17 protein-coding genes, 3 rRNA genes, 3 pseudogenes and 1 riboswitch are annotated in these 24,161 nt (G+C 67.7%); of the genes and pseudogenes, 9 read left to right on the plus strand and 14 right to left on the minus strand.

All coding sequences use genetic code 11. The features are described from left to right. Positions 1-33: 33 nt before the first annotated feature. Positions 34-539: pseudogene (locus ACXKR8_RS11555) on the minus strand (cysteine hydrolase family protein); the annotation flags it as partial. 80 nt (positions 540-619) lie between these two features. After that, positions 620-2,149: a purine-cytosine permease family protein gene (locus ACXKR8_RS11560; RefSeq protein WP_458272814.1), complete on the minus strand. Its 1,530-nt coding sequence runs from the start codon at positions 2,147-2,149 to the stop codon at positions 620-622. A 159-nt stretch (positions 2,150-2,308) separates the two neighbouring features. Between ACXKR8_RS11560 and ACXKR8_RS11565 the strand changes: the two genes are divergently transcribed. Next, on the plus strand, positions 2,309-4,849 hold the full coding sequence (locus tag ACXKR8_RS11565; protein ID WP_458272815.1) for a DEAD/DEAH box helicase: 2,541 nt from the start codon (positions 2,309-2,311) through the stop codon (positions 4,847-4,849). Positions 4,850-4,859: 10 nt separating this feature from the next. Here the strand turns inward: ACXKR8_RS11565 and ACXKR8_RS11570 are convergent, their stop codons facing one another. Further along, positions 4,860-5,294, minus strand: a complete 435-nt coding sequence (locus tag ACXKR8_RS11570; protein WP_458272816.1) for a YrhB domain-containing protein — start codon at positions 5,292-5,294, stop codon at positions 4,860-4,862. A 215-nt stretch (positions 5,295-5,509) separates the two neighbouring features. Then, positions 5,510-5,587 (minus strand): annotated as a pseudogene (locus tag ACXKR8_RS11575) (ATP-binding cassette domain-containing protein); the annotation flags it as partial. Positions 5,588-5,643: 56 nt separating this feature from the next. Between ACXKR8_RS11575 and ACXKR8_RS11580 the strand changes: the two are divergent. Continuing rightward, positions 5,644-6,201 (plus strand): hypothetical protein, encoded by a 558-nt coding sequence (locus ACXKR8_RS11580; RefSeq protein ID WP_458272817.1) that lies wholly within the window; start codon positions 5,644-5,646, stop codon positions 6,199-6,201. Here the strand turns inward: ACXKR8_RS11580 and ACXKR8_RS11585 are convergent. Then, positions 6,198-7,640 (minus strand): DUF2079 domain-containing protein, encoded by a 1,443-nt coding sequence (locus ACXKR8_RS11585; protein WP_458272818.1) that lies wholly within the window; start codon positions 7,638-7,640, stop codon positions 6,198-6,200. The two genes, ACXKR8_RS11580 and ACXKR8_RS11585, sit on opposite strands and share 4 nt — an antisense overlap. 163 nt (positions 7,641-7,803) lie before the next feature. On the opposite strand from ACXKR8_RS11585, the gene ACXKR8_RS11590 reads away from it, so the two are divergent. After that, complete coding sequence (locus ACXKR8_RS11590; protein ID WP_458272819.1) at positions 7,804-8,463, plus strand: response regulator; 660 nt, start codon at positions 7,804-7,806, stop codon at positions 8,461-8,463. Next, positions 8,460-9,638 (plus strand): sensor histidine kinase, encoded by a 1,179-nt coding sequence (locus tag ACXKR8_RS11595; protein WP_458272820.1) that lies wholly within the window; start codon positions 8,460-8,462, stop codon positions 9,636-9,638. The genes ACXKR8_RS11590 and ACXKR8_RS11595 overlap by 4 nt, the downstream gene beginning before the upstream one ends. Positions 9,639-9,682: 44 nt before the next feature. Here the strand turns inward: ACXKR8_RS11595 and ACXKR8_RS11600 are convergent. Together ACXKR8_RS11600 and ACXKR8_RS11605 are read right to left on the minus strand one after the other, a co-directional pair. Then, positions 9,683-11,453 (minus strand): annotated as a pseudogene (locus ACXKR8_RS11600) (phosphatidylglycerol lysyltransferase domain-containing protein). 208 nt (positions 11,454-11,661) lie between these two features. Next, positions 11,662-12,972: a polysaccharide deacetylase family protein gene (locus ACXKR8_RS11605; RefSeq protein ID WP_458272822.1), complete on the minus strand. Its 1,311-nt coding sequence runs from the start codon at positions 12,970-12,972 to the stop codon at positions 11,662-11,664. Positions 12,973-13,185: 213 nt separating this feature from the next. On the opposite strand from ACXKR8_RS11605, the gene ACXKR8_RS11610 reads away from it, so the two are divergent. Beyond that, the gene (locus ACXKR8_RS11610) at positions 13,186-13,851 is read left to right on the plus strand and encodes a hypothetical protein (protein WP_462100461.1); all 666 of its coding nucleotides are present in this window, start codon (positions 13,186-13,188) and stop codon (positions 13,849-13,851) included. 9 nt (positions 13,852-13,860) lie between these two features. After that, entirely contained in the window at positions 13,861-14,454 is a 594-nt protein-coding gene (locus ACXKR8_RS11615; protein WP_458272824.1) for a TIGR03086 family metal-binding protein, read from the plus strand. Positions 14,455-14,472: 18 nt separating this feature from the next. Here the strand turns inward: ACXKR8_RS11615 and ACXKR8_RS11620 are convergent, their stop codons facing one another. The 3 genes from ACXKR8_RS11620 to ACXKR8_RS11630 form a co-directional block, all read right to left on the minus strand. Further along, the gene (locus ACXKR8_RS11620; RefSeq protein ID WP_380513299.1) at positions 14,473-14,853 is read right to left on the minus strand and encodes a hypothetical protein; all 381 of its coding nucleotides are present in this window, start codon (positions 14,851-14,853) and stop codon (positions 14,473-14,475) included. Further along, complete coding sequence (locus tag ACXKR8_RS11625; protein ID WP_123494149.1) at positions 14,850-15,068, minus strand: toxin-antitoxin system HicB family antitoxin; 219 nt, start codon at positions 15,066-15,068, stop codon at positions 14,850-14,852. Before ACXKR8_RS11625 ends, ACXKR8_RS11620 begins: the two co-directional genes overlap by 4 nt. A gap of 71 nt (positions 15,069-15,139) precedes the next feature. Continuing rightward, positions 15,140-15,991, minus strand: a complete 852-nt coding sequence (locus ACXKR8_RS11630) for a bifunctional 5,10-methylenetetrahydrofolate dehydrogenase/5,10-methenyltetrahydrofolate cyclohydrolase (RefSeq protein ID WP_458272825.1) — start codon at positions 15,989-15,991, stop codon at positions 15,140-15,142. 20 nt (positions 15,992-16,011) lie between these two features. Continuing rightward, a riboswitch (ZMP/ZTP riboswitch) is annotated at positions 16,012-16,098 on the minus strand. A 174-nt stretch (positions 16,099-16,272) separates the two neighbouring features. On the opposite strand from ACXKR8_RS11630, the gene ACXKR8_RS11635 reads away from it, so the two are divergent. Continuing rightward, positions 16,273-16,833, plus strand: a complete 561-nt coding sequence (locus ACXKR8_RS11635) for a 2'-5' RNA ligase family protein (protein WP_458272826.1) — start codon at positions 16,273-16,275, stop codon at positions 16,831-16,833. A gap of 77 nt (positions 16,834-16,910) precedes the next feature. Continuing rightward, positions 16,911-17,300 carry a hypothetical protein gene (locus tag ACXKR8_RS11640; protein ID WP_458272827.1) on the plus strand — a complete coding sequence of 130 codons (390 nt, stop codon included), beginning with the start codon at positions 16,911-16,913 and terminating at the stop codon, positions 17,298-17,300. On the opposite strand, the gene ACXKR8_RS11645 is transcribed toward ACXKR8_RS11640, so the two are convergent. After that, the gene (locus ACXKR8_RS11645; protein WP_458272828.1) at positions 17,237-17,839 is read right to left on the minus strand and encodes a histidine phosphatase family protein; all 603 of its coding nucleotides are present in this window, start codon (positions 17,837-17,839) and stop codon (positions 17,237-17,239) included. The two genes, ACXKR8_RS11640 and ACXKR8_RS11645, sit on opposite strands and share 64 nt — an antisense overlap. Before the next feature lie 196 nt (positions 17,840-18,035). Here ACXKR8_RS11645 and ACXKR8_RS11650 point away from each other — a divergent pair, with 196 nt between their 5' ends. Next, positions 18,036-18,674, plus strand: coding sequence for a hypothetical protein (locus ACXKR8_RS11650; RefSeq protein ID WP_458272829.1), 639 nt, complete (start codon positions 18,036-18,038; stop codon positions 18,672-18,674). Positions 18,675-18,724: 50 nt separating this feature from the next. Here ACXKR8_RS11650 and rrf read toward each other — a convergent pair. The 3 genes from rrf to ACXKR8_RS11665 form a co-directional block, all read right to left on the minus strand. Then, positions 18,725-18,841, minus strand: a 5S ribosomal RNA gene (rrf, locus tag ACXKR8_RS11655). Positions 18,842-18,922: 81 nt separating this feature from the next. Further along, positions 18,923-22,047, minus strand: a 23S ribosomal RNA gene (locus ACXKR8_RS11660). Positions 22,048-22,339: 292 nt separating this feature from the next. Continuing rightward, a 16S ribosomal RNA gene (locus ACXKR8_RS11665) occupies positions 22,340-23,865 on the minus strand. The 16S, 23S and 5S rRNA genes sit together here, the layout of an rRNA operon. Positions 23,866-24,161: the final 296 nt, after the last annotated feature.

Here is a 24,161-nt window from a genome sequence, read left to right on the forward strand (position 1 = left end):
GAGGGTCTCGCCAGGAGTCTCGGCAAGGGTTTCGGCGAGCACCTGGTCGACGGTGACCAGCCGGATCAGCGGGGCGTAGAGCCCCAGCACGTGCAGCGCCCGGCGGTGGCTGTCGTCGTCCACGCCCGCGCAGGCGTCGGTCACCACCTGGACGTTCATCCGGCGTCGGCCGCCGCGACCGCCGTGGCGAGGACGCAGCAGTCGGTGGTCACCCCGGCCAGCACCAGCGCGTCGCAGCCCGCGGTCCTGGCGGCCAGCTCGGGGGTCCACTTGCTGAAGGTGGTGGCGTCCACGGTGGGGCCGGCCAGCGCCGCGAACTCCTCGGTCAGCCGGTAGAGCGGGGCGTCCGGCGGCTGCAGCGCGAACGGCCACTGCTCGTAGTAGGGCACCCAACTGCCGGTCGGCTGCTCCGGGGCGACGAACCGGGTGAAGACCACGCGGGGCCCGAACGCGGGCAGCAGTCGGCCGATCGGAGCGGTGATCTCGTCGATCCTGGGGGTGGCCCAGGGGCTGTCGGGCTCGGCGAACACCCGCTGCATGTCGATCACCGCGAGCCAGGAAGCACTGGCAGGCCGGGACGCACCCGCGAGCCGGAGGGAACTCGCAGGCCGGGGCGCGTTCATGCCTGCATCGCCTCCGCTCCCGCTCCCGCGTCCGGGGCGTTGGCCGCGACCGGGGCCAGCCTCTCCTGGGCCCGCACCCGGCCCCGCCCGAGTACCAGGGTAACGAGGAAGCCCAGCGCCAGGGCCACCAGCACGCCGAGGTTGGCCGCGGCCCAGGCTCCGGTCCTGCCGCCGAGTCCGACCGGTCCCAGCAGGTAGCCCTGCCAGTTCAGCCAGCTCGCTGCGGCATTGGTGACCAGGCCCCAGCCGACCGCGGTGCCGACCAGGGTGAGCGCCATCGGCAGCAGGGCGACGTCCCCGTAGCGGCCCCGGGGCCGGTAGAGGTCCGTCTCGTCGTAGTCGCTGCGGCGCAGCAGCAGATCGGCCAGCATGACGCCGCACCAGGCGGCCACCGGCACGCCGAGAGTGGTCAGGAAGCCGATGAACTGGCCCAGGAAGTCGCTGCTGAGGAAGACGATGTAGACCGTTCCGGCGATCATCAGCACCCCGTCCACCAGCGCGGCGGCGTAGCGGGGCACCCGCAGTCCGGCGGCCAGCAGGGCCAGCCCGGAGGAGTAGATGTCCAGCACCGCGCCGCCGACCAGGCCGAGCACGGCCACCACCGCGAAGGGGACCAGGAACCAGACCGGCAGGATGGTGGTCAGCGCGCCGATCGGGTCGGCCGCGATCGCCGTGTTCAGGTCCTTGGACGAGCCGGCCAGCAGCAGCCCGAAGACCAGCAGCACCAGCGGCGCCACCGACGCCCCGAAGGTGGTCCAGCCGATCACGCCGCGGCTGGAGGAGCGCTTGGGCAGGTAGCGGGAGTAGTCGGCGGCGGCGTTGACCCAGCCCAGCCCGAACCCGGTCATCATGAACACCAGGGCCCCGATGAACTCCTGGTTCGAGCCTGACGGGAGGCTGCTGACGATGTGCCAGTGGATGTGGCCGGCCACCAGCCCGATGTAGACGACCGTCAGCACCCCGGTGACCACGGTGATCACTGTCTGCAGCCGCATGATCAGGTCGAAGCCCATCACCCCGCCGGCCACGATCAGGGCGCAGACCACGATCAGGGCGATCACCTTGGTGGAGGTCCCGCCGCCCCAGCCGAGCCGGGTGAAGACGGTGGCGGTGGCCAGCGTCGCCAGGGCGGCGAGCACCGTCTCCCAGCCCACCGTCAGCACCCAGGACACCACCGAGGGCAGCCGGTTGCCGCGCACTCCGTAGGCGGCCCGGCTGAGCACCATGGTCGGCGCGGAGCCGCGCTTGCCCGCCACCGCGATCAGGCCGCAGAGCAGGAAGGACAGCAGGATGCCGATCACCCCGGCGGCCAGCGCCTGCCAGAAGGAGATGCCGAAGCCCAGGGCGAACGAGCCGTAGCTCAGCCCGAGGATGGAGACGTTGGCGCCGAACCAGGGCCAGAACAGCTGCCGGGGCGTGCCTTTGCGGTCCTCGTCGCCGATCACGTCGATGCCGTGGGCCTCGACCTTGAGCTGGCGACCTGCCTGTCTGTCCTGTCTGTCCTGAGTGTCCTGAGTGTCAGCCATCTGCCTACCTGTCTAGACGTGTTTAAAAGACCGTAGGCCCGGCCCCCGGCCACGTCAATGGGTCGGCACCGGCCCGGCACCGGCCCGGCACGGGCTCGGCGCCACCTCGTCCACGCCGGGGGCACCCGTCCGGGGATCCGACCCGCCTAGACTGTGGTCATGTCCACCACCCTGCTCACAGCCCTCGACTCCGTGCCCGCCGGGGATACCTCCGACTGGGCATACTCCATTTTCGCGGGCTGGGCGGAGGAGCGCGGGATCACCCTCTACCCCGCGCAGGAGGAGGCGCTGATCGAGATCGTCTCCGGTTCCAACGTCATCCTGAACACCCCCACCGGCTCCGGAAAGAGCCTGGTCGCGGCGGGCGCGCACTTCGCCGCCCTGGCCCGCGGCGAGCGCACCTTCTACACCGCGCCGATCAAGGCCCTGGTCTCGGAGAAGTTCTTCGACCTGGTGAAGATGTTCGGGACCAAGAACGTCGGCATGATGACCGGCGACGCCAGCGTCAACCCGATGGCTCCGCTCATCTGCTGCACCGCCGAGGTGCTGGCCAGCATCGCGCTGCGGGACGGCGCGCAGGCCGACGTCGGCCAGGTGGTGATGGACGAGTTCCACTTCTACGCCGAGCCGGACCGCGGCTGGGCCTGGCAGGTGCCGCTGATCGAGCTGCCCCAGGCGCAGTTCCTGCTGATGTCGGCGACCCTCGGCGACGTCCGCCGCTTCGAGGCCGACCTCAAGCGCCGCACCGGCCGCCCGACCACCACCGTCAGCTCGGTGACCCGCCCGGTCCCGCTGTTCTACGAGTACCAGCGCACCCCCATCCACGACACCCTGGAGACGCTGCTCTCCACCGGGCAGGCCCCGGTCTACGTGGTGCACTTCACCCAGGCCGCCGCGGTGGAGCGGGCGCAGGCGCTGATGAGCATCAACATGTGCTCCAAGACCGAGAAGGACGCCATCGCGTCGCTGATCGGCAACTTCCGCTTCACCACCAAGTTCGGCCGCAACCTCTCCCGCTTCGTGCGGCACGGCATCGGGGTGCACCACGCCGGGATGCTGCCCAAGTACCGGCGGCTGGTGGAACGGCTGGCCCAGGCCGGGCTGCTCAAGGTCATCTGCGGCACCGACACCCTGGGCGTCGGCGTCAACGTCCCGATCCGCACCGTGCTGTTCACCGCGCTGGCCAAGTACGACGGGCAGCGGGTGCGGCTGCTGCGCGCCCGTGAGTTCCACCAGATCGCCGGACGGGCCGGCCGGGCCGGGTTCGACACCGTCGGCACGGTCGTCGCCCAGGCCCCAGAGCACGTCACCGAGAACGACAAGGCGCTGGCCAAGGCCGGCAGCGACCCCAAGAAGAAGCGCAAGGTGGTCCGTAAGAAGGCTCCTGACGGCTTCATCTCCTGGGGCGAGGAGACCTTCACCAAGCTGATCGACGCCCAACCCGAGCCGCTGGTCTCCAAGTTCCGGGTCAGCCATCTGATGCTGCTGTCGGTGATCAACCGCCCGGGCAACGCCTTCGAGGCGATGCGGCACCTGCTGCTGGACAACGACGACGACCCCAAGGCCCGCCGCCGCCACATCAGCGAGGCCATCGCCATCTACCGCTCGCTGCTGGCCGGCGGGGTGATCGAGCGGCTGGACACCCCGGACGAGACCGGGCGGATCGTCCGGCTCACCGTCGACCTGCAGTCCGACTTCTCGCTGACCCAGCCGCTGTCGACGTTCGCCCTCGCCGCGTTCGAGCTGCTGGACGTGGAGTCCCCCGGCTACGCCCTGGACGTGCTCAGCGTGGTCGAGGCGACCCTGGACGACCCGCGGCAGATCGTCGGCGCCCAGGAGAACAAGGCCCGCGGCGAGGCCATCGGCGAGATGAAGCGCGAGGGCATCGAGTACGAGGAGCGGATGGAGCGGCTGCAGGAGATCACCTACCCCAAGCCGCTGGAGGAGCTGCTCGACCACGCCTACGAGGTCTACCGGCAGGTGCACCCCTGGATCGGCGACCACCCGCTGCGTCCCAAGTCGATCGCCCGCGACCTCTACGAGCGCGCGATGACCTTCACCGAGTACGTCGGCTTCTACGAGCTGGCCCGCACCGAGGGCCTGGTACTGCGCTACCTGGCCGGCGCCTACAAGGCGCTGGAGCACACCATCCCGGACGACCTCAAATCCGAGGACCTGCGCGACCTGATCTCCTGGCTCGGCGAGCTGGTCCGCCAGGTCGACTCCAGCCTACTGGACGAGTGGGAGAAGCTGGCCAACCCCGAGGACGAGATCGAGGCCGCCCAGTCCCTCGAGGAGAAGATCACCCCGGTCACCGCCAATGTCCGGGCGTTCCGGGTGCTGGTCCGCAACGCCATGTTCCGCCGGGTCGAACTCGCCGCGCTGGAGCGCTACTACGACCTCGGCGAGCTGGACGCCGAGGGCGGGGTCGCCGCGGGCGGCTGGGACCAGGAGAAGTGGGCCGAGGCCATGGACGGCTACTGGGACGAGCACGACGACCTGGGCACCGGACCCGACGCCCGCGGGCCGAAGATGCTGATCATCGACGACGAGTCGATCCAGGGCGCCTGGCTGGTCCGGCAGATCTTCGACGACCCGGCCGGGGACCACGACTGGGGCATCAGCGCCGAGGTCGACCTCGCCTCCTCGGACGAGGAGGGCCGCGCGGTCCTCCGGGTCACCGGCGTCGACCGGATGTGAGCACGGCCGCTCAGGCGTGGCGCCGTAGTACCGGGCAGTATTTGCTGTGGGGGAATCTGCCACCGGCTCCTTCGCAGGCCTCACAGCAGGTCTGGTTGATAATGGCGTCGAGGTAGATGTTGATGGGGGCGTCGAGGTCGAGGTCCACGTGCGGCTGTCCCCAGCCGAGGCAGTCGGGGCAGAGGTCACGTTCGGGCGGGTCGCAGGTGCAGCCGTCCGGGCCGGGCAGGATGCCTGCGACCTCACGGTCGTACAGCCGCTGGTACTCGCCGACGGTGTCCCCGAATGCCGGGCCGCCGAGCCTCTGGAGACGCCCGTCCCGGCGGTCGACCACGATGGGGCCGGTCCCGACCCACAGATGGCGGTCATGGCGGGTCTCGAGGTATTTCGAGCTCTGGTAGGTGAACTGCCAGCCGAACCGGTGCTCCTGGGTCGCGATGAGCACGGCGTGTCCTGCGCCGGAGTCGGCTTAGGGCTCCACCCGGCACGTGGCCGGGCGATGCCCCCGCTCGTGCTCCTGGGCCACCAGCGGCGCGCCGAGGTCCGCCGCTGTTCCGCCGCCGACCAGCAGCCGGTGTGCGCCGAGGATCCGCTCCGCGCCACATGGGCCGGCCGGCGGCGCTGCTCCGGGCCGCCCGGCGCGGCGCCGTGGACCTGGATGCTGCCCTCGGTGGGCTGCGGCAGGTCGGCCGCCAGGGCGAGCAGGGTGCTCTTGCCGGCGCCGTTCGGCCCGACCACCCCGCCGCTCCCCCGGTCAAGCCCAGCCCGGCCCCTGCCCGCTAGAGTCCTCCGCCGTGGCGACTTCCTCGACCGACTCCTGGCTCGACCGCTGGGCGGCGGACCCGCTCCCGCCCGCGACCTGGGACCGGCTCACCCGGCCTGACCTGCCGCGCGGGGTGACGCTGCTGTCGATCCCCTCCTTCGGCGGGAACTGGTACCACCGGCGCTTCGCCTACTGGCGGCAGCGGGCCCTCCTGCTGGTGCTCTTCGGCGGGATGGCCTTCCTCCAGCTCTGGATCGGCAAGGTCATCCTCTGGAACGTCTGGCACGCGGGGGCGGACGGCCTCCGCTACTGGGTGGCCCTCGCGGTCTACCTGGCCGCCACCGCGGACGGCCTGGCCGCTTGGCTCAGGGGCAGGAGCGCGCTGGCGGCGGCCCGGGACCTGTCGGCGGGGCCGGGCAGAACCCTGGCGGCGGCCGCGGCGACACTGCTGCTGGTGCTGGCCGGGACGGTGGCGCCCGGCCTCATGCTGATGTTCACCCTGGACCTGCTGCGCCCCCGCACCCGCAACGAACGCATCGCCCGCGCCGACCTGGAAGAGCAGCTCGCCAAGAGAAGGGGTCGGGCCTAGGGCCGCTGCAGCAGGACCAGGCCGTCGTGGTCGACCAGTTGGCGGTAGCCGTCCGCGCGGTACTGGGCCAGCAGGCGTTCGGTGTCGGCGATCGCGCAGGGGACCTTGACGCTGGGGTCGGTGAGGTCGGCCACGACCCACTGCGGGCGGAGCTGGTCCGGGCCCTGCGGCTGGCACACCAGCATCACCGTGTCACGGTGCGTCAGCTGGGCCGAGAGGTGGTTGGAGGCGGCGACGGTGGCGCCGTCGGGTATTCGGGCCAGCAGCTGCTTGGTCTCGGTGATCCGCGGGGTGCTGCTCCAGGCCTCCGGCATGACCACCTCGTGCAGCGGATAGAGCGGCAGAGTGACGGCGGTGACCAGGGTGCCCACCGCCAACGCGCGCCGGGCCGTCCTCGCCGGGGCGCGGCCCAGCGCGTCGATCATCGCCGCGAAGACCAGCGGCATCAGCACCGCGCTGTAGTGGTAGCTGATGCCCCAGTAGTGCGGATTGTCCGACAGCAGCCGCCAGGCCAGGGTCGGCACGCAGAGCAGCGCCAGCCGGGAGCGCAGGCAGAGGAAACCGGTCGGTGCGGCGAGCATCAGCAGCAGCAGCCACTTCACCGGCGGCCAGCCGACGTGCAGCGCGGCGTGCAGCACGCCGCCCCCGGCCGGGGTGCCCGAGCCGGTGCCGCCCGGCAGCTGGTTCCAGTAGTCGAAGCCGCCGTGCTGGTTCATGGCCGGCAGCAGCACCAGCACCTCGACCGCGGTGCCGACCAGGCCGAGGACGGCCAGGCCGATCCCCAGCCAGCGGATGGCCCGCCGCTCCCGGCCGCCCTGCCAGGCGATATAGCCGCCGATCGCGGCGATCGTCAGGCCCTGGTCCTCCTTGACGAACAGCAGCGGCAGCGACCAGAGTGCGGCGGCGCGCCAGCGGCGGTGACCGAGAGCAGTGCTCACAAACGCGAGCAGTGGTACCGCGAAGGCGATCTCGTGGAAGTCGTCGGAGACCGCCTTGACGATCCCCCAGGACGCGCCGACCGCGAAGCCGACCAGCAGCGCCGTCCGCGGCCCGCGCACCTCGTACGCCCAGCGGGTCAGCGGCACCACGGCCAGCGCCATCAGCGCGGCCTGGGCCACCAGCAGGGTGATCGCCGAGGGGAACACCCGGTAGAACGGCGCGAGCAGCGCCAGGATCGGGTGGAAGTGGTCGCCGAGCAGGTTGTAGCCGGGCCCCTTGAGGGGCACGATCGGCGCCCGGCCGTGCGCGTAGGCGCGGACCGCCTCCTCGAAGATGCCCAGATCGTAGCCCTGGCTGATCAGCCGCTCGTAGCGGCGGATCGACACGCAGCAGTAGAGCGCGAAGAACACCGTGGCCAGCGACCAGGCCAGCTGGTTCGGGGATATCCGGCGGCGGGCGGGGGCGGTCGACTCGATCGTGGCGGGCTGGGAGGCAAGCAAGGCGGGGCACTCTTTCGGTATGCGCGAACTGCACACACTGCTGCACGCCCGCTCCATCGTCAAACAGCTGATCGACTCATCGGCACGCCATGGAACCGCGCCCCACCCCGCTCTCGTACTCTCTTAGAGGCACCGCCCCCACCCAGATTGCAGAGGTCCCGCGTTGATCCGTGTGGTCATCGTCGACGACGAGACGCTCGTCCGGTCCGGACTGAGCCTGATCGTGGGTTCGGCGCCCGACATCGAGGTCGTCGCCACCTGCTCCGGCGGGGAGGCCGTGGCCACCGTCGGCAAGTACGCGCCGCAGGTGGTGCTGCTCGACATCCGGATGCCGGACGTGGACGGGCTGACCGTGCTGCGCTCGCTGCGGGCGCTCCCGCACCCGCCGACCGTGGCGATGCTCACCACCTTCGACACCGACGAGTACATCGGCACCGCGCTGCGCGGCGGAGCGGCCGGCTTCCTGCTCAAGGACACCGACCCGGAGCAGCTGATGCACGCGGTCCGGGTGCTGGCGGCCGGCGGCCGGATGCTCTCCCCCGCCGTGACCGACACCGTCATCGCCGGATACCTGGACGCCGGACCCGACCGGCAGACCGCCGACCGGCTGCGCACCATGACCACCCGCGAGCTGGACGTGCTCACCCTGCTCGGCGAGGGCCTGTCCAACGCGGAGATCGCCGCCCGGCTGTTCCTCAGCACCGGCACGGTGAAGGACCACATCAGCGCCATCCTGGCGAAGCTCGGCACCTCCAACCGGGTCCAGGCCGCGGTCTTCGCGCACCAGGCCGGGCTGCTCGACGGCGGAGACCCGACGCAGTGACCGAACCGCAGCAGCCGCCCCTGCCGCCGTCCCCGCCGCCGTCCCAGCCGCCGCCCCCGCGCTGGTACCTCCGGCGCTGGATCCTGCTGGCGGTGCCGGTGCTGCTGGCGGTGGCGGACGCCCTGCTCGCCAACGACCTGAGCTCCCCGCTGCAGATGTCCACCTCGCTGCTGGCGGCCGCCGCGCTGCTGCTCCGCGACCGCTGGCCGATCCCGGTGCTGCTGCTCACCCTGCCCGGGCTGCAGCTCAGCTACATCTGGCTGGCGCCGATGCTGGCCCTCTACACCGTCGCGGCGGTCGAGCGCCGCCGCCCGGTGGTGGCCGGCAGCGCGCTGCTGCTGGCGGTGGCCCAATTCCTGCCCTGGCCCTACGGCGGCGCGATGGACTGGGACCGGACCACCGTGCTGGCCGCGATGTACTCGCTGATGACGGCCGGCGCCCCGGTAGTGCTCGGCCTGCTGGTGCAGACCCGGCGCGAGCTGGCGGTGCGGCTGGAGGAACTGACCCGGGGTCAGGAGCGGGAGCAGCGGCTGCTGGCGCAGAACGTGCTGTCCACCGAGCGGGCCCGGCTGGCCCGGGAGATGCACGACGTGGTGTCGCATCAGGTCAGCCTGATCTCGATCCAGGCCGGCGTGCTCCAGGTGCGCTCGGACGATCCGGCGGCCACCGCCGAGGGCGCCCGGACGATACGTCAGCTGGCGGTGCGGACCCTGGAGGAGCTGCGGCAGATGGTCGGCGTGCTGCGCGCGGCCGGCGGCGAAGGACGCGAGCTCACCCCGCAGCCGACCCTGGCCGACCTGCCTCGGCTGGTCGCCGGCAGCGGCCTGGACGCGCGGCTGGACGCCGAGTTCGGCCCGCGCCGGCACTGGCCCGAGCCGGTCGAACGGGCCGCCTACCGCACCGTGCAGGAGGCGCTGACCAACATCCGCAAGTACGCGCCGGGGTCCTCGGTGGCGGTACGGCTGCGGTCGGAGGGCGGCCGGCTGTATGTGGAGGTGCGCAACGGTCCGGCCGCGCCGGGGGCCGAACCGCTGCTGCTGCCCAGCGGCGGCCACGGCCTGGTCGGCCTGCGGGAGCGGGCCCAGCAACTGGGCGGCACCCTGGACACCCGGCCCACCGAGGACGGCGGCTACCTGGTCAGCGCCGCCCTCCCGCTGGTCGTCCCGGTCACCTAGCGACCCGCCCGCCCCCGCGGGCCGCCCAGCCTCAAGCCGGAGGCCTACGCCGCGCGTTCCAGCACCGGCTTCTGCGCCTCGACCGCGCTGCCGCGACGGCGGCGGCCGAGCAGCGAGGGCAGCCGGGGCGCCGCGATGAAGCCCTCGGCGCACGCGTTGACCAGGGCGATCCTGGGCAGGTCGCGGCTGCGCTCGAACAGCAGGTAGCGCGGCTCCCACTGCGGCCGGTACTTGGCGTTGGCCCGGTACAGCGACTCGATCTGCCACCAGCGCGAGAAGAACATCAGCACCGAGCGCCAGGCCCGCAGGAACGGTCCCGCGCCCAGCTTGGAGCCGCGTTCGAACACCGCCCGGAACACCGCGAAGTTCAGCGAGACCCGCTGGATCCCAGCTGCTCGGCGCCCTGCAGCAGCTCGATCACCATGAACTCGAGCAGCCCGTTGTCGGACTCCCGGTCCCGTCGCATCAGGTCCAGCGAGAGGCCGTTCTCGCCCCAGGGCACAAAGCTGAGCAGCGCCCGCAGCTCGCCATCGCCGTCCCGGCACTCCAGCATCATGCAGCGGCCGTCGGCCGGGTCGCCGAGCCGGCCCAGCGCCATCGAGAAGCCGCGCTCGGTCTGGCCGTCGCGCCACTGGTCGGCTCGGCGGACCAGGGTCTCCATCTCGGCGTCGGCGATGTCGCCGTGCCGGCGGAGCATCACGCTGTATCCGGCGCGACGCACCTTGTTGTGCGCCTGGCGCACCCCGCGCATCGCGCGCCCCTCCAGCGTGAACTCGTCCACCTCGACGATCGCCTCGTCGCCCAGTTCCAGCGCGTCCAGGCCGTGCCGGGCGTAGACGGTGCCGCCCTCCTCACTGGCGCCGGTGACGGCCGGGACCCAGGCGTGCTCGCGGGCCTGCTCCAGCCAGCGCTCGATCGCGCCGGGCCAGGCCTCGATGTCCCCGATCGGGTCGCCGGAGGCCAGCGACACCCCGCCGAGCACCCGGTAGGTGACCGCCGCCTTGCCGGACGGGGAGAAGACCACCGACTTGTCCCGGCGCAGCGCGAAGTAGCCCAGCGAGTCCCGCTCGCCGTGCCGCTCCAGCAGCGTCCGCAGCCGGGTCTCGTCCTCGTCGCCGAGGAACTCCTTGCCGCGGCAGGTGCGGAACATCGCGAACAGCACCAGCAGCAGCAGTCCCACGCTGAGCACGTTGATCGCCACGTCCACCCAGCGCGGCACCGCGACCGAGTGGATGTTGTTGCCGGGGAAGCCCAGGCTGACCACCCGCAGCAGCACGTAGTGGATCCGGTCGCCGAGCGAGGCCCCGGTGTCGGTGTTGGTCGCGCCCACCAGCAGCAGCCCGGCCAGCAGGGTGACCAGGCCCCCGCCGAGCAGCGCGCCCAGCGCCAGCCGGGGGTTCGCCGGATCGCCCTTGGCCTGGAACTCCCGGCGGCCGAGCAGCATCGCCACCGCGAACAGCAGGGCGACCCCCGCGGTGACCCAGTTGAAGGGGTGCGACCTGGTCTGCGGTGCATCGCCATGGCCCGCACCAGATCCGCCAGCAGCAGCGTGCTGAGCACCGCGTTGGCGATCCAGGCGGCCCGCTTGTGACGGTTCATCATCACCGCCATGACCAGGGCGAACAGCCCCGAGGCAAAGCCGGCGGTGAGCAGGTAGGGGGTGTAGAGATCCCCGGTGTTGTGGTGCCGCATCTGGTCCCGCAGCGAGACGGACACCGCCCCGAGCAGGTTGAGGCACGCGACCACCCGCAGATACCAGACAACGGCACGGGCACTGACACGCTGCGTACGCGACGCAACTGCGGTTCGAGACATCTGCTACGGCTCCGTGGGACCGACACGACAAGAGGACGGTGGCCGGGCGGCGCGCGGGTGGGCGCGCTCCTACCAGCACAATCAGCATGCAGCCGGGGAGCCGCCCCCGGCGTCCGTCCAGAGTTGTGACCGGACCCCGCCGATCGGCGGGAATCAGGTCACCCGGACGGATTCCGGGGGCAGAACGGGAACCGAACCCGCCCCGGCCTCAGACGTGCGCGGGTGTGGCAGGGGCCGTGGCGGGGGCCGTGGCAGGCGCCTTGGGCACCGCGCCGGTGGTGTACTCCGCCCAGGAGGACGGCTTGGCGCCCACGTCCAGCGTGCGCAACTTGGCCAGCACCGCCGGATCCTGCACCTCCAGCCACTCCACCAGCTGCCGGAACGACACCAGCCGCACATCCGGCTTGGACGCGATGTCCCGCAGCGCCTGCTCGACGGACTTCATGTAGATGCCGCCGTTCCAGCTCTCGAAGTGGTTGCCGATGAAGTACGGCGCCCGGTTGGTGCTGTAGGCCCGGTTGAACCCCGCCATGTACGACTCGTACGACTGCCGCTGCCAGTACGGGCGGGTCGCCGGATCGCCGTTGATGTTGGCGTTGGACTGGTTCGCGAGCATGTTGTAGTCCATCGACAGCACCTGGAAGCTGTGCCCCGGGAAGGGGATCGACTGCAGCGGGAACTCCCACAGCCCGCCCCGCATGCCCGGCCAGACCTGGTTGCCGCCCGGCGAGCTGGCGTCGTACTTCCACCCCAGCGACTTGGCCGTCGGCAGCAGGTTGTCCCGGCCCAGCAGGCACGGGGTGCGGCTGCCGATCAGCTCCTTGGTGTAGTCGAACGGCAGCGGCGGGAGGTCGGTGAAGCCGGTGTTGGTACGCCACTTGGTGACGAAGCCGACCGCCTGCTCGATCTCGCTGCGCCAGTCCGCCGAGGACCAGGTGCCCACGCCGTTGCTGGGGCTGCAGAAGTGGCCGTTGAAGTGGGTGCCGATCTCGTGCCCCTCCAGCCAGGCCGGGCCGACCTGCTGCAGGGTCCACCGGATGTGCTCGTCGGTGAGGTAGCCGATGTCGGAGGCGCCGGCCCGGTGGCCCGGCGGCCGGTAGATCTTCTGCTTGCTCTCCGGCACCAGGTAGATGCCGGACAGGAAGAAGGTCATGGTGGCCTTGGTCTCCTGCGCGACCTTGCGGAAGTGCGAGAACAGCTGCTTCTTGTCCTCGCCCGCGCCGTCCCAGGAGAACACCACGAACTGCGGCGGCCGCTGCCCCGGAGCGAGCTTCTCCGGCACCGGCTGGTTCGGCTGCGGCCCGGTGTCGGAGGTGGACCCGTCGCCGATCAGCCGCGCGCCGGCGGTCGTCGGGGACGCGGACGCGCCGGAGTGGCCCGACGTGCCCTTCACGGTGCGGCTGTCCCCCGAGGACGCCTTCCCCTGGTCCGAGCCGTCCGCGCAGGCGGTCACCCCCATCGCGGTGGCGGCTGCGACAGCGCCGCCGGCGAGTACGTTCCTGCGGGACATTGCGCCCATGGGGATTCTCCCGACTTTCGACTGGTACATCTGTGCAGATACAGGGACGACCGAACCCGCCCCACGGTTTCGCCCCTCACAGTACGCACATAGACTCGGCGCCCCGGGCAAGCTGGACACCTCGTGTGACCTTTCTTATCCGGAGCATCCGGTCTCCGCACGCCGCAGCGCCGCGGGCCCCACCCCGAACGGGTGAACCCCTACGCTGCTCCCATGACTGACTGGGCGACAGTTTCCAATCTGGCCACGGCCGGAGGCACCCTCGTACTGGCCACCGCGACCTTCTCCGCGATCCGCTCGGCGAGCAGATCCGCGCAGGCCGCAGAGCGTGCGGTGCAGGCCGCGCTGCGTCCGCTGCTGATCTCCTCCCGACTGGAGGCGCCGGACCAGAAGCTGATCTGGCAGGACGGCCATTGGGCCCATCTCCCCGGCAGCGCCGGATACCTCCGTCTGGCTGACGGCGCCCTCTATCTGGCCGCCTCCTTGCGCAATGTCGGCCCCGGTCTCGGTGTGATCCACGGCTGGCGTGTCGGCGAGCGCCCGCAGTACGCCGAGAACCAGCACCCGCCGGTGGACGCCTTCCGCCGGCAGGGCCGCGACCTCTACATAGCCCCCGGCGACACCAGCTTCTGGCACGCGGCGATCCGCGAGTCCGAGGACCCGGACCACGCGGTGCTGCTGCAGCAGATCAAGCAGCGGGACCGGGTCAACATCGACCTGCTCTACGGCGACCACGAGGGCGGGCAGCTCACCATCAGCCGGTTCGCCCTGATCGCCCGGCGCGACGACGAGGAGGCCTGGTTCTGCCAGGTCGTCCGGCACTGGAGCGTCGACCGACCGATCCGCGCTGACCCGTCTCCGTCAGGTGTACGGGGCTAGGGTTTGGCCATGAGCGACATACGCACCCTGCACCAGCGCGCCCTGACGGTGGCTCAGTCGGTGGTGGACCAGGTCGAGCCCGGCCGGCTCGACCTGCCGACCCCCTGCTCCGCCTGGACCCTCGGCCAGCTGCTGGCCCATATGACCGTCCAGAACCACGGCTTCGCCGCCTCAGCCCGGGGCGAGTCCGCGGACCTGTCCATCTGGCACGACCGCCCGGTCGGCCAGGACCCGGCCGGCGTCTTCGCCGCCTCGGCCGCGGACGTGATCACCGCGTTCGCCGAGGAGGGGGCGTTGCAGCGCACGCTCTGGCTGCCGGAGCTCCACCCGAGCTTCCGATTCCCGGCGGAGCAGGCGATCGGCTTCCAGTTCATCGACAGCGTGGTCCACGCCTGGGACGTCGCCGAGGCGATCGGCGTACCGGTGGCGTTCGACCAGGACCTGCTGGACGCCGCCCTGCCGATCGCCGAGTTCGTGCCGGACGGCGAGAACCGCCGGGCGCCGGGCGCGGCGTTCCAGCCCGGACTGGCCACGGGCGAGCCGCTGCCGACGCTGGAGCACATCCTCGCCCTGCTCGGCCGCTCCGCTTCGTGGCGCGGCTGAGCGCTGTGCTGCTGCGGGTCAGTTGAGGTCGGTGAGCTGCCGGAGCGCCTCCGCCGTGGCGAAGACGTCGGCGCGGCGCTCCTTGGCGTGCTCGACCAGATCCGCCAGCGCGAAGCTGTTCGGCAGTTGCTTGATCCCCGCCATCGCCAGGTACGAGCGGGTCAGCGTCGCCGCGTAGAACTCGTTCATGGGGCTGTCGAGCGGCGGACACACCGCCAGGGTGTGCAGCAGGGCCGCCGCCCGCCAGCAGATGTCGCGCGGTTCCTCGTCGGCGACCAGCACGATGTCACTCGCGTGCCGCGCTATCGCGGCGCTGATCCCCGAGGGGTCCCAGACCGTCGGGTCGGAGGGAAGGTGGTGCGCGAGAACGTTCCAGGCCCAGGCCTCGTCTGCCTTCACGCGCTCTTCCGCCCGAACCGCTCCTGGAAGTAGGCCCAGTTCTCTTCGGTGTTGAATTCGGCGGCCGCGTCCAGGGACCGCTGACGGTCGGCGTCAAGCTCGCGCTTGGCCACCTCGGTCACCAGTGCCGTGATCGTCGTGCCCTCGGCCGCCGCCCGCGCCGCCAGCCGGGCGTGGAACTCCTCGTCCACCCGAATGGTGATGTGCTTCGACATATCACCAATGTACAGCGACGGCGCTGTACAAGCGACGGCTTCTCACAGACAGCCCCACGCCCCACTTCCGGCTAGCCCTTTGCGGCTGCCGACTCCGCCGCCCTGACCGTCTGCTCCAGCAGCAGCGCGATCGTCATCGGACCCACCCCGCCCGGCACCGGCGTGAGCAGCCCCGCGCGTTCCCGCGCGCCTGCGGCGTCGACGTCCCCCACATTGCCCGCGTTGTAGCCGGCGTCGATCACCACCGCGCCGGGCTTGATGTCGACCCCCTTGATGAACTCCGGCCGGCCGACCGCGGCGACCAGGATGTCCGCCGTCGCGATCACGGAGGAGAGGTCGACCGTCCGCGAGTGGCAGTAGGTGACCGTGGCATCGCGGGCCAGCAGCAGCATCCCCATCGGCTTCCCCAGAATCGGGCTCCGCCCGACGACGACCGCCCGCTTCCCGGCCGGATCGACCCCGTAGGCGTCCAGCAGACGCATGATCCCGCCCGGCGTGCAGGAGGCGAAGCCGTCACTGCGGCCGAACGCCATCGCGGCGAACGACCACATGGTCACCCCGTCGACGTCCTTCGCCGGATCGATCGCCTCGAACGCGGCACGTTCGTCGATGTGGGCGGGCACCGGATGCTGGAGCAGGATCCCGTGCACTGACGGATCCTCGGACAGCCCCCTGATCACCGCCACCAGTTGCTCGGTCGTGGTCTCCGTCGGCAGCGGCACGTACCGCGACTCGATGCCCGCCTTGGCACAGCGGCTGCGCTTCATCGCCACATAGGTCATGGAGGCCGGGTCCTCGCCGACCAGCACGGTGGCCAGACACGGCCGGACCCCGGTCCCCGCCAGCAACGCCGCCGCACGCTCCGCGGCTTCGGCGACCAGTTCGCGGGCCAGGTCGGTGCCGTTCATCAACTCTGCAGACATGGGCAAACCCTCGGTCAGGGATGGATCGCCCAGGCGCACGGCTTCGTCAGAAGGCGGAACGCTCCCCGGTGGTTCACCCCACCCAAGCGCCAGTCACGTCCGCGCGATCAGCCTATCCCGTCCGGCGGGTACGCAGTCCGTCGATGACCAGATCGAGGATGCGCGCGGCGCGTCCTGGGCTGACAGCCCCGCCCAGCAGACCGTCCTTGACTGCGCGCGCAGCCTCCTCGCCCACGACGCCGTCCAGCGGACGGAGATCCACTGACTGGCATCATGTCGCCATGACAGCGGACGAGGTGGGGCAGTATCGGGCGGGCGAGACCGCGCTGATCGTCAAGATCCCCGAGGCGGAGCCGGTCGTGGGCTACTGGCGTGAACGTTTCGACGCGTCCGTCGGGACCGGGGTCCCGGCCCATGTGTCGGTGCTGGCCCCGTTTCTGCACCAGGACCGCATCGATAACCAGGTGTTGGACGTCCTCGGTGAGCTGTTCGGCTCCCACCGCGCTTTTGACCTGTGCTTCCGCGGGTGCAGCCGCTTCCCCGGGGTGCTCTTCCTGGCCCCGGAGCCAGCCGGCCCGCTGCGGGCACTGACCGAGGCCGTCGTCGACAGGTGGCCGGAGGCACCACCGTACGGAGGCCGGTTTGCAGAGGTCGTCCCGCATCTGACGGTGGCGATAGCTCAGCAAACGGATGTGCTGAACACCGTTGAAGTCGCCCTGGCCAGTCAACTGCCGATCACGGCGCAGGTCAGCTCGGTCCAGCTGCTGGTCTTCGATGGCATCCTCTGGCGCAAGCGGGCGGACTTCGCCCTGCGCCCTCTGGCGTTGCGGCACCAGCCCTGAAGGTCTCGTTGATCGATTCGATGACCTGTCGCAGCGGTTTGGACAGGGCCCATGGACCACACCACCAGGAGGACCCAGTGTCACACCCGCAACTGCTCACCCCTGAGGAAAAGCTCGCCGACGCCAAAGAGCTGTTGAGCCTCCCGCGTATCGTCGTGATCTGCGGTTCCACCCGCTTCATGACCGAGATGAACGAGGCCGATCTGCGGGAGACCAAAGCCGGAAGGATTGTCGTCAAACCGGGCTGTGACATGAAGTCGCCTCACGAATTTTGGTCCGATCCTGTCGAGGCCAAGGCGCTGAAGGTTCGACTCGACGATCTGCACCGGGCGAAGATCCGGCTCGCTGATGAGGTGCTCGTAGTCGGCGACTACATCGGAGACAGCACACGAGCCGAAATCGCCTACGCCCGGTCGCTGGGCAAGCCCATGCGGTTCACGCACCCCGAAGTCGACCCTGACGCCTGACCGCCCGCTGCCACGGTGTAGTGCCAACCCGGCTGCCAGGGGCCGGGGTTGAGCACCCGGCCCTCCAGCCGGGCCCCGGCCAACAGGCAGTCGAGCGACCAGCGGTTGGCCGAGTGCGCGATGAGAAGCACCCGGTTTCCGTACTGCCCTGCCGCCAGGTCGTGCAGGAAGTCTGCGGTGGCGGCGAGGACGTCGCGATAGCTCTGCCCCGAGGGGAAGGACAGGTCGATGTGCCGGGCCCGCAGCTGCTCGAGTTCCTCCCTCGACGTGCCATTGAGCTCGCCGTAGTTGCACTCGCGCAGCCGGGAGTCCTGATGCATCGGCAGCCCACTGCCGGCGAAGGCGATCCGCGCGGTCTCCATGGCCCGCTTCAGATCGGAACTGAACACGGCTGTGATCCCGTCGCCCCGCCGTCGCGTACCAAGGTCAGCTGCCTGCAGCCGCCCGGTCGGCGACAGCTCACCCGGCAGCCAACCGGTGGCGATACCGGCCTCGTTGTCGGTGGTGGAGGAGTGGGTCTCAAAGATGATTTCGATCACTGTCGCACCCCCTATGATGATCCACTCGGAGTCGAATGCAACGGAGCGGTGAGTATGAAGTTCAGGGTGACGGTCACACTGCCCCCTCTGCCCAGAACGATCCCATGCCGGCAATCACCGCAGCCATGCACCGCTTCGACCAGAACATTGATCTCGCTCCTGGGGGGAATACCAGGGCGAGTGGGACTGGTGGCACATGTCCAGCTACGACAACCTGGTCGTGCGCCCCGAGCACGACGCGGATTCCCGACTGCTGTACCAGCCGACCCAGCCGAACGGCGCCCCGCGCCCCCGAGGGCCGCTCCGTTGCGACGGCGCGCCCCGTGGCCTGCTCGACCTGGACGGTATGCGTGCGATCAGCGCCGCAGACGCCGAAGCCACCTGGGTGGTCTGGGCCCGCCTCGCAGCCGAGCACCCGCCTGCGGAACCCCTGTCCGCCTTCCTCTCCCGCCACGGCGCGACTGCCAATGATCGTTCGCCCCAGGCCGACCTGGCCAAACGCGACCACCTGGCCCAACCCCTGGTGCAGGCACTTGCCCAGTACGCGATCAGCGGAGAAGACAAACACTACCCAAATATGTTCGCCACGATGGATCCCGTCGCCCAATTCGCCTGCGGCAGGGAGAAGTACGTGGAGCGCACAGCGGTATTCGCCGTGCCTACCGCCGTGCTGCTGACCCTCGACGGTCAATGGACCGCTACCTGGAACGCCCGTCCCCTCGGGGAATTCCGCCCGGGCGAGTCCGAAGCGTCCGCGTACTGGCGCCTTGCCGACGCCTACCTACGCGGATTGGACGATGACGTGCTGATCGTCCAGCTCCTCTGCCACGGCTGAACGCAGTAAAGCCCCCTGACCGGTGGTCAGGGGGCTTTACTGTAATGGTTGTTCGGCGGCGTCCTACTCTCCCACAGGGTCCCCCCTGCAGTACCATCGGCGCTATGAGGCTTAGCTTCCGGGTTCGGGATGTTACCGGGCGTTTCCCTCACGCTATGACCACCGAAACACTATGAAGTTGACACTTGATTGCCCTTGCGGAGCAATGGGTCGTGACTTCAGAACTGCACAGTGGACGCGTAGCAACTATGGTCAAGCCCTCGGCCTATTAGTACCGGTCAGCTCCACCCCTTACAGGGCTTCCACATCCGGCCTATCAACCCAGTCGTCTACTGGGAGCCTTACCCACTCGATGGTGGTGGGAGTCCTCATCTCGAAGCAGGCTTCCCGCTTAGATGCTTTCAGCGGTTATCCTTTCCGAACGTAGCCAACCAGCCATGCCCTTGGCAGGACAACTGGCACACCAGAGGTTCGTCCGTCCCGGTCCTCTCGTACTAGGGACAGCCCTTCTCAAGACTCCTGCGCGCGCAGCGGATAGGGACCGAACTGTCTCACGACGTTCTAAACCCAGCTCGCGTACCGCTTTAATGGGCGAACAGCCCAACCCTTGGGACCTACTCCAGCCCCAGGATGCGACGAGCCGACATCGAGGTGCCAAACCATCCCGTCGATATGGACTCTTGGGGAAGATCAGCCTGTTATCCCCGGGGTACCTTTTATCCGTTGAGCGACGGCGCTTCCACAAGCCACCGCCGGATCACTAGTCCCTGCTTTCGCACCTGCTCGACCCGTCGGTCTCACAGTCAAGCTCCCTTGTGCACTTACACTCAACACCTGATTGCCAACCAGGCTGAGGGAACCTTTGGGCGCCTCCGTTACATTTTAGGAGGCAACCGCCCCAGTTAAACTACCCACCAGACACTGTCCCTGATCCGGATCACGGACCCAGGTTAGACATCCAGCACGACCAGAGTGGTATTTCAACGACGACTCCACCCAAACTGGCGTCTGAGCTTCAAAGTCTCCCACCTATCCTACACAAGCCGAACCGAACACCAATATCAAGCTATAGTAAAGGTCCCGGGGTCTTTCCGTCCTGCTGCGCGAAACGAGCATCTTTACTCGTAATGCAATTTCACCGGGCCTATGGTTGAGACAGTCGAGAAGTCGTTACGCCATTCGTGCAGGTCGGAACTTACCCGACAAGGAATTTCGCTACCTTAGGATGGTTATAGTTACCACCGCCGTTTACTGGCGCTTAAGTTCTCAGCCTCGCCACACCGAAGCGCAGCTAACCGGTCCCCTTAACGTTCCAGCACCGGGCAGGCGTCAGTCCGTATACATCGCCTTACGGCTTCGCACGGACCTGTGTTTTTAGTAAACAGTCGCTTCTCGCTGGTCTCTGCGGCCGGCCCCAGCTCAAGGAGCAAGTCCCATCACCAGTTCCGGCCCCCCTTCTCCCGAAGTTACGGGGGCATTTTGCCGAGTTCCTTAACCATAGTTCACCCGAACGCCTCGGTATTCTCTACCTGACCACCTGAGTCGGTTTGGGGTACGGGCCGCCATGAAACTCGCTAGAGGCTTTTCTCGACAGCATAGGATCATCCACTTCACCACAATCGGCTCGGCATCAGGTCTCAGACTATATGTGCGACGGATTTGCCTATCACACGTCCTACACCCTTACCCCGGGACAACCACCGCCCGGGCTGGACTACCTTCCTGCGTCACCCCATCGCTCACCTACTACCCTGTTGGGTCAGCGGCTCCACCACTCCTCTTCACCCGAAGGATCCGAGACGGCTTCGCGGCTTTAGCATTCAGAGGTTCGACGTTGGCGCTTCAAAGCGGGTACGGGAATATCAACCCGTTGTCCATCGACTACGCCTGTCGGCCTCGCCTTAGGTCCCGACTTACCCTGGGCAGATCAGCTTGACCCAGGAACCCTTGGTCAATCGGCGCAAGAGTTTCCCACTCTTGTATCGCTACTCATGCCTGCATTCTCACTCGTGAACCGTCCACGACTGGCTTCCGCCGCCGCTTCACCCGGCACACGACGCTCCCCTACCCATCACAACACCCGTTGGGGCTTCACGTTGCAATGACACGGCTTCGGCGGTGTACTTGAGCCCCGCTACATTGTCGGCGCGGAATCACTTGACCAGTGAGCTATTACGCACTCTTTAAAGGGTGGCTGCTTCTAAGCCAACCTCCTGGTTGTCTCTGCGACTCCACATCCTTTCCCACTTAGCACACGCTTAGGGGCCTTAGCCGGTGTTCTGGGCTGTTTCCCTCTCGACCATGGAGCTTATCCCCCACAGTCTCACTGCCGCGCTCTCACTTACCGGCATTCGGAGTTTGGCTAAGGTCAGTAACCCGGTGGGGCCCATCGCCTATCCAGTGCTCTACCTCCGGCAAGAAACACGCGACGCTGCACCTAAATGCATTTCGGGGAGAACCAGCTATCACGGAGTTTGATTGGCCTTTCACCCCTAACCACAGGTCATCCCCCAGGTTTTCAACCCTGGTGGGTTCGGTCCTCCACACGGTCTTACCCGCGCTTCAACCTGCCCATGGCTAGATCACTCCGCTTCGGGTCTTGGGCGCGCTACTCAATCGCCCTATTCGGACTCGCTTTCGCTACGGCTACCCCACACGGGTTAACCTCGCAACACACCGCAAACTCGCAGGCTCATTCTTCAAAAGGCACGCAGTCACGATCAGTAAGGGCAAGCCCTCCTGACGACGCTCCCACGGCTTGTAGGCACACGGTTTCAGGTACTATTTCACTCCGCTCCCGCGGTACTTTTCACCATTCCCTCACGGTACTGTCCGCTATCGGTCACTAGGGAATATTTAGGCTTAGCGGGTGGTCCCGCCAGATTCACACGGAATTTCTCGGGCTCCGTGCTACTTGGGAGTTGCACAAGCAAGCCGTACAGGTTTCGTCTACGGGGGTCTTACCCTCTACGCCGGACCTTTCGCATGTCCTTCGACTACCCATACGGTTTCTGACTCGCCCAGAAGTCGGCAGACAACTGAAGTGCAATCCCACGACCCCAACCACGCAACCCCTGCCGGGTATCACACGTGACTGGTTTAGCCTCATCCGATTTCGCTCGCCACTACTCTCGGAATCACGGTTGTTTTCTCTTCCTGCGGGTACTGAGATGTTTCACTTCCCCGCGTTCCCTCCACACCGCCTATGTGTTCAGCGGCGGGTGACAGCCCATGACGACTGCCGGGTTTCCCCATTCGGACACCCCCGGATCAAAGCTCGGTTGACAGCTCCCCGGGGCCTATCGTGGCCTCCCACGTCCTTCATCGGTTCCTAGTGCCAAGGCATCCACCGTGCGCCCTTAAAAACTTGGCCACAGATGCTCGCGTCCACTGTGCAGTTCTCAAGCAACGACCAACCACCCATCACCCCCACACACACGGTGCGAAGTTCACTGGGGCCGGCGTTCAAAGGACACAGACCTTCCGGCCGTACCCTCAGGACCCAACAGCGCGCCCGACACCACCCACCCCACCAGACCTCGTTCCACGCGCCGAAGCGCAGTACCAGAGACCCGAAGGACCGTGCGGTGCCGAATAGTCAACGTTCCACCCATGAGCTGGCCACCGTCAGACAGATGCTGACGCAGTGGCACTGTGCTCCTTAGAAAGGAGGTGATCCAGCCGCACCTTCCGGTACGGCTACCTTGTTACGACTTCGTCCCAATCGCTGGTCCCACCTTCGACAGCTCCTTCCCTTACGGGTTAGGCCACCGGCTTCGGGTGTTACCGACTTTCGTGACGTGACGGGCGGTGTGTACAAGGCCCGGGAACGTATTCACCGCAGCAATGCTGATCTGCGATTACTAGCAACTCCGACTTCATGGGGTCGAGTTGCAGACCCCAATCCGAACTGAGACCGGCTTTTTGAGATTCGCTCCACCTCGCGGTATCGCAGCTCATTGTACCGGCCATTGTAGCACGTGTGCAGCCCAAGACATAAGGGGCATGATGATTTGACGTCGTCCCCACCTTCCTCCGAGTTGACCCCGGCAGTCTCCTGTGAGTCCCCATCACCCCGAAAGGCATGCTGGCAACACAGAACGAGGGTTGCGCTCGTTGCGGGACTTAACCCAACATCTCACGACACGAGCTGACGACAACCATGCACCACCTGTATACCGACCACAAGGGGGCGTACATCTCTGCACGTTTCCGGTATATGTCAAGCCTTGGTAAGGTTCTTCGCGTTGCGTCGAATTAAGCCACATGCTCCGCTGCTTGTGCGGGCCCCCGTCAATTCCTTTGAGTTTTAGCCTTGCGGCCGTACTCCCCAGGCGGGGAACTTAATGCGTTAGCTGCGGCGCGGACCACGTGGAATGTGACCCACACCTAGTTCCCAACGTTTACGGCGTGGACTACCAGGGTATCTAATCCTGTTCGCTCCCCACGCTTTCGCTCCTCAGCGTCAGTAATGGCCCAGAGATCCGCCTTCGCCACCGGTGTTCCTCCTGATATCTGCGCATTTCACCGCTACACCAGGAATTCCGATCTCCCCTACCACACTCTAGCCTGCCCGTATCGAATGCAGACCCGGAGTTAAGCCCCGGGCTTTCACATCCGACGCGACAAGCCGCCTACGAGCTCTTTACGCCCAATAAATCCGGACAACGCTCGCACCCTACGTATTACCGCGGCTGCTGGCACGTAGTTAGCCGGTGCTTCTTCTGCAGGTACCGTCACTTGCGCTTCTTCCCTGCTGAAAGAGGTTTACAACCCGAAGGCCGTCATCCCTCACGCGGCGTCGCTGCATCAGGCTTTCGCCCATTGTGCAATATTCCCCACTGCTGCCTCCCGTAGGAGTCTGGGCCGTGTCTCAGTCCCAGTGTGGCCGGTCGCCCTCTCAGGCCGGCTACCCGTCGTCGCCTTGGTAGGCCATTACCCCACCAACAAGCTGATAGGCCGCGGGCTCATCCTGCATCGCCGGAGCTTTCCACGCACACCCCATGCGGAGATGCGTCGTATCCGGTATTAGACCTCGTTTCCAAGGCTTGTCCCAGAATGCAGGGCAGATTGCCCACGTGTTACTCACCCGTTCGCCACTGATCCACCCAGAAGGGCTTCACCGTTCGACTTGCATGTGTTAAGCACGCCGCCAGCGTTCGTCCTGAGCCAGGATCAAACTCTCCGTGAATGTCATCAGGTAATCCTGATAGCACCCGCGAAAGAGCGGCACGACGATCAGCGGAATAGCCGACCCCGTGCACTGCGTCCTCGCTAGTGTTTACTGCATTATCTTGCCAAATGAAACTTGGCGTTGACTTTTGGCACGCTGTTGAGTTCTCAAGGAACGGACACTTCCTTCAAGACCGTCTCACCGGTCTCTCCGGGCGCTTCGTTCGTACTGCTTACTTCGTTTCCCACCGTACCAGACCGTTTCCGGCCCGTTCCGACGAGTGAAACTCTAGCGGAATTTCTCGATGCAAGCCA

It is taken from the genome of Streptacidiphilus sp. PAMC 29251 (genome assembly GCF_054208735.2).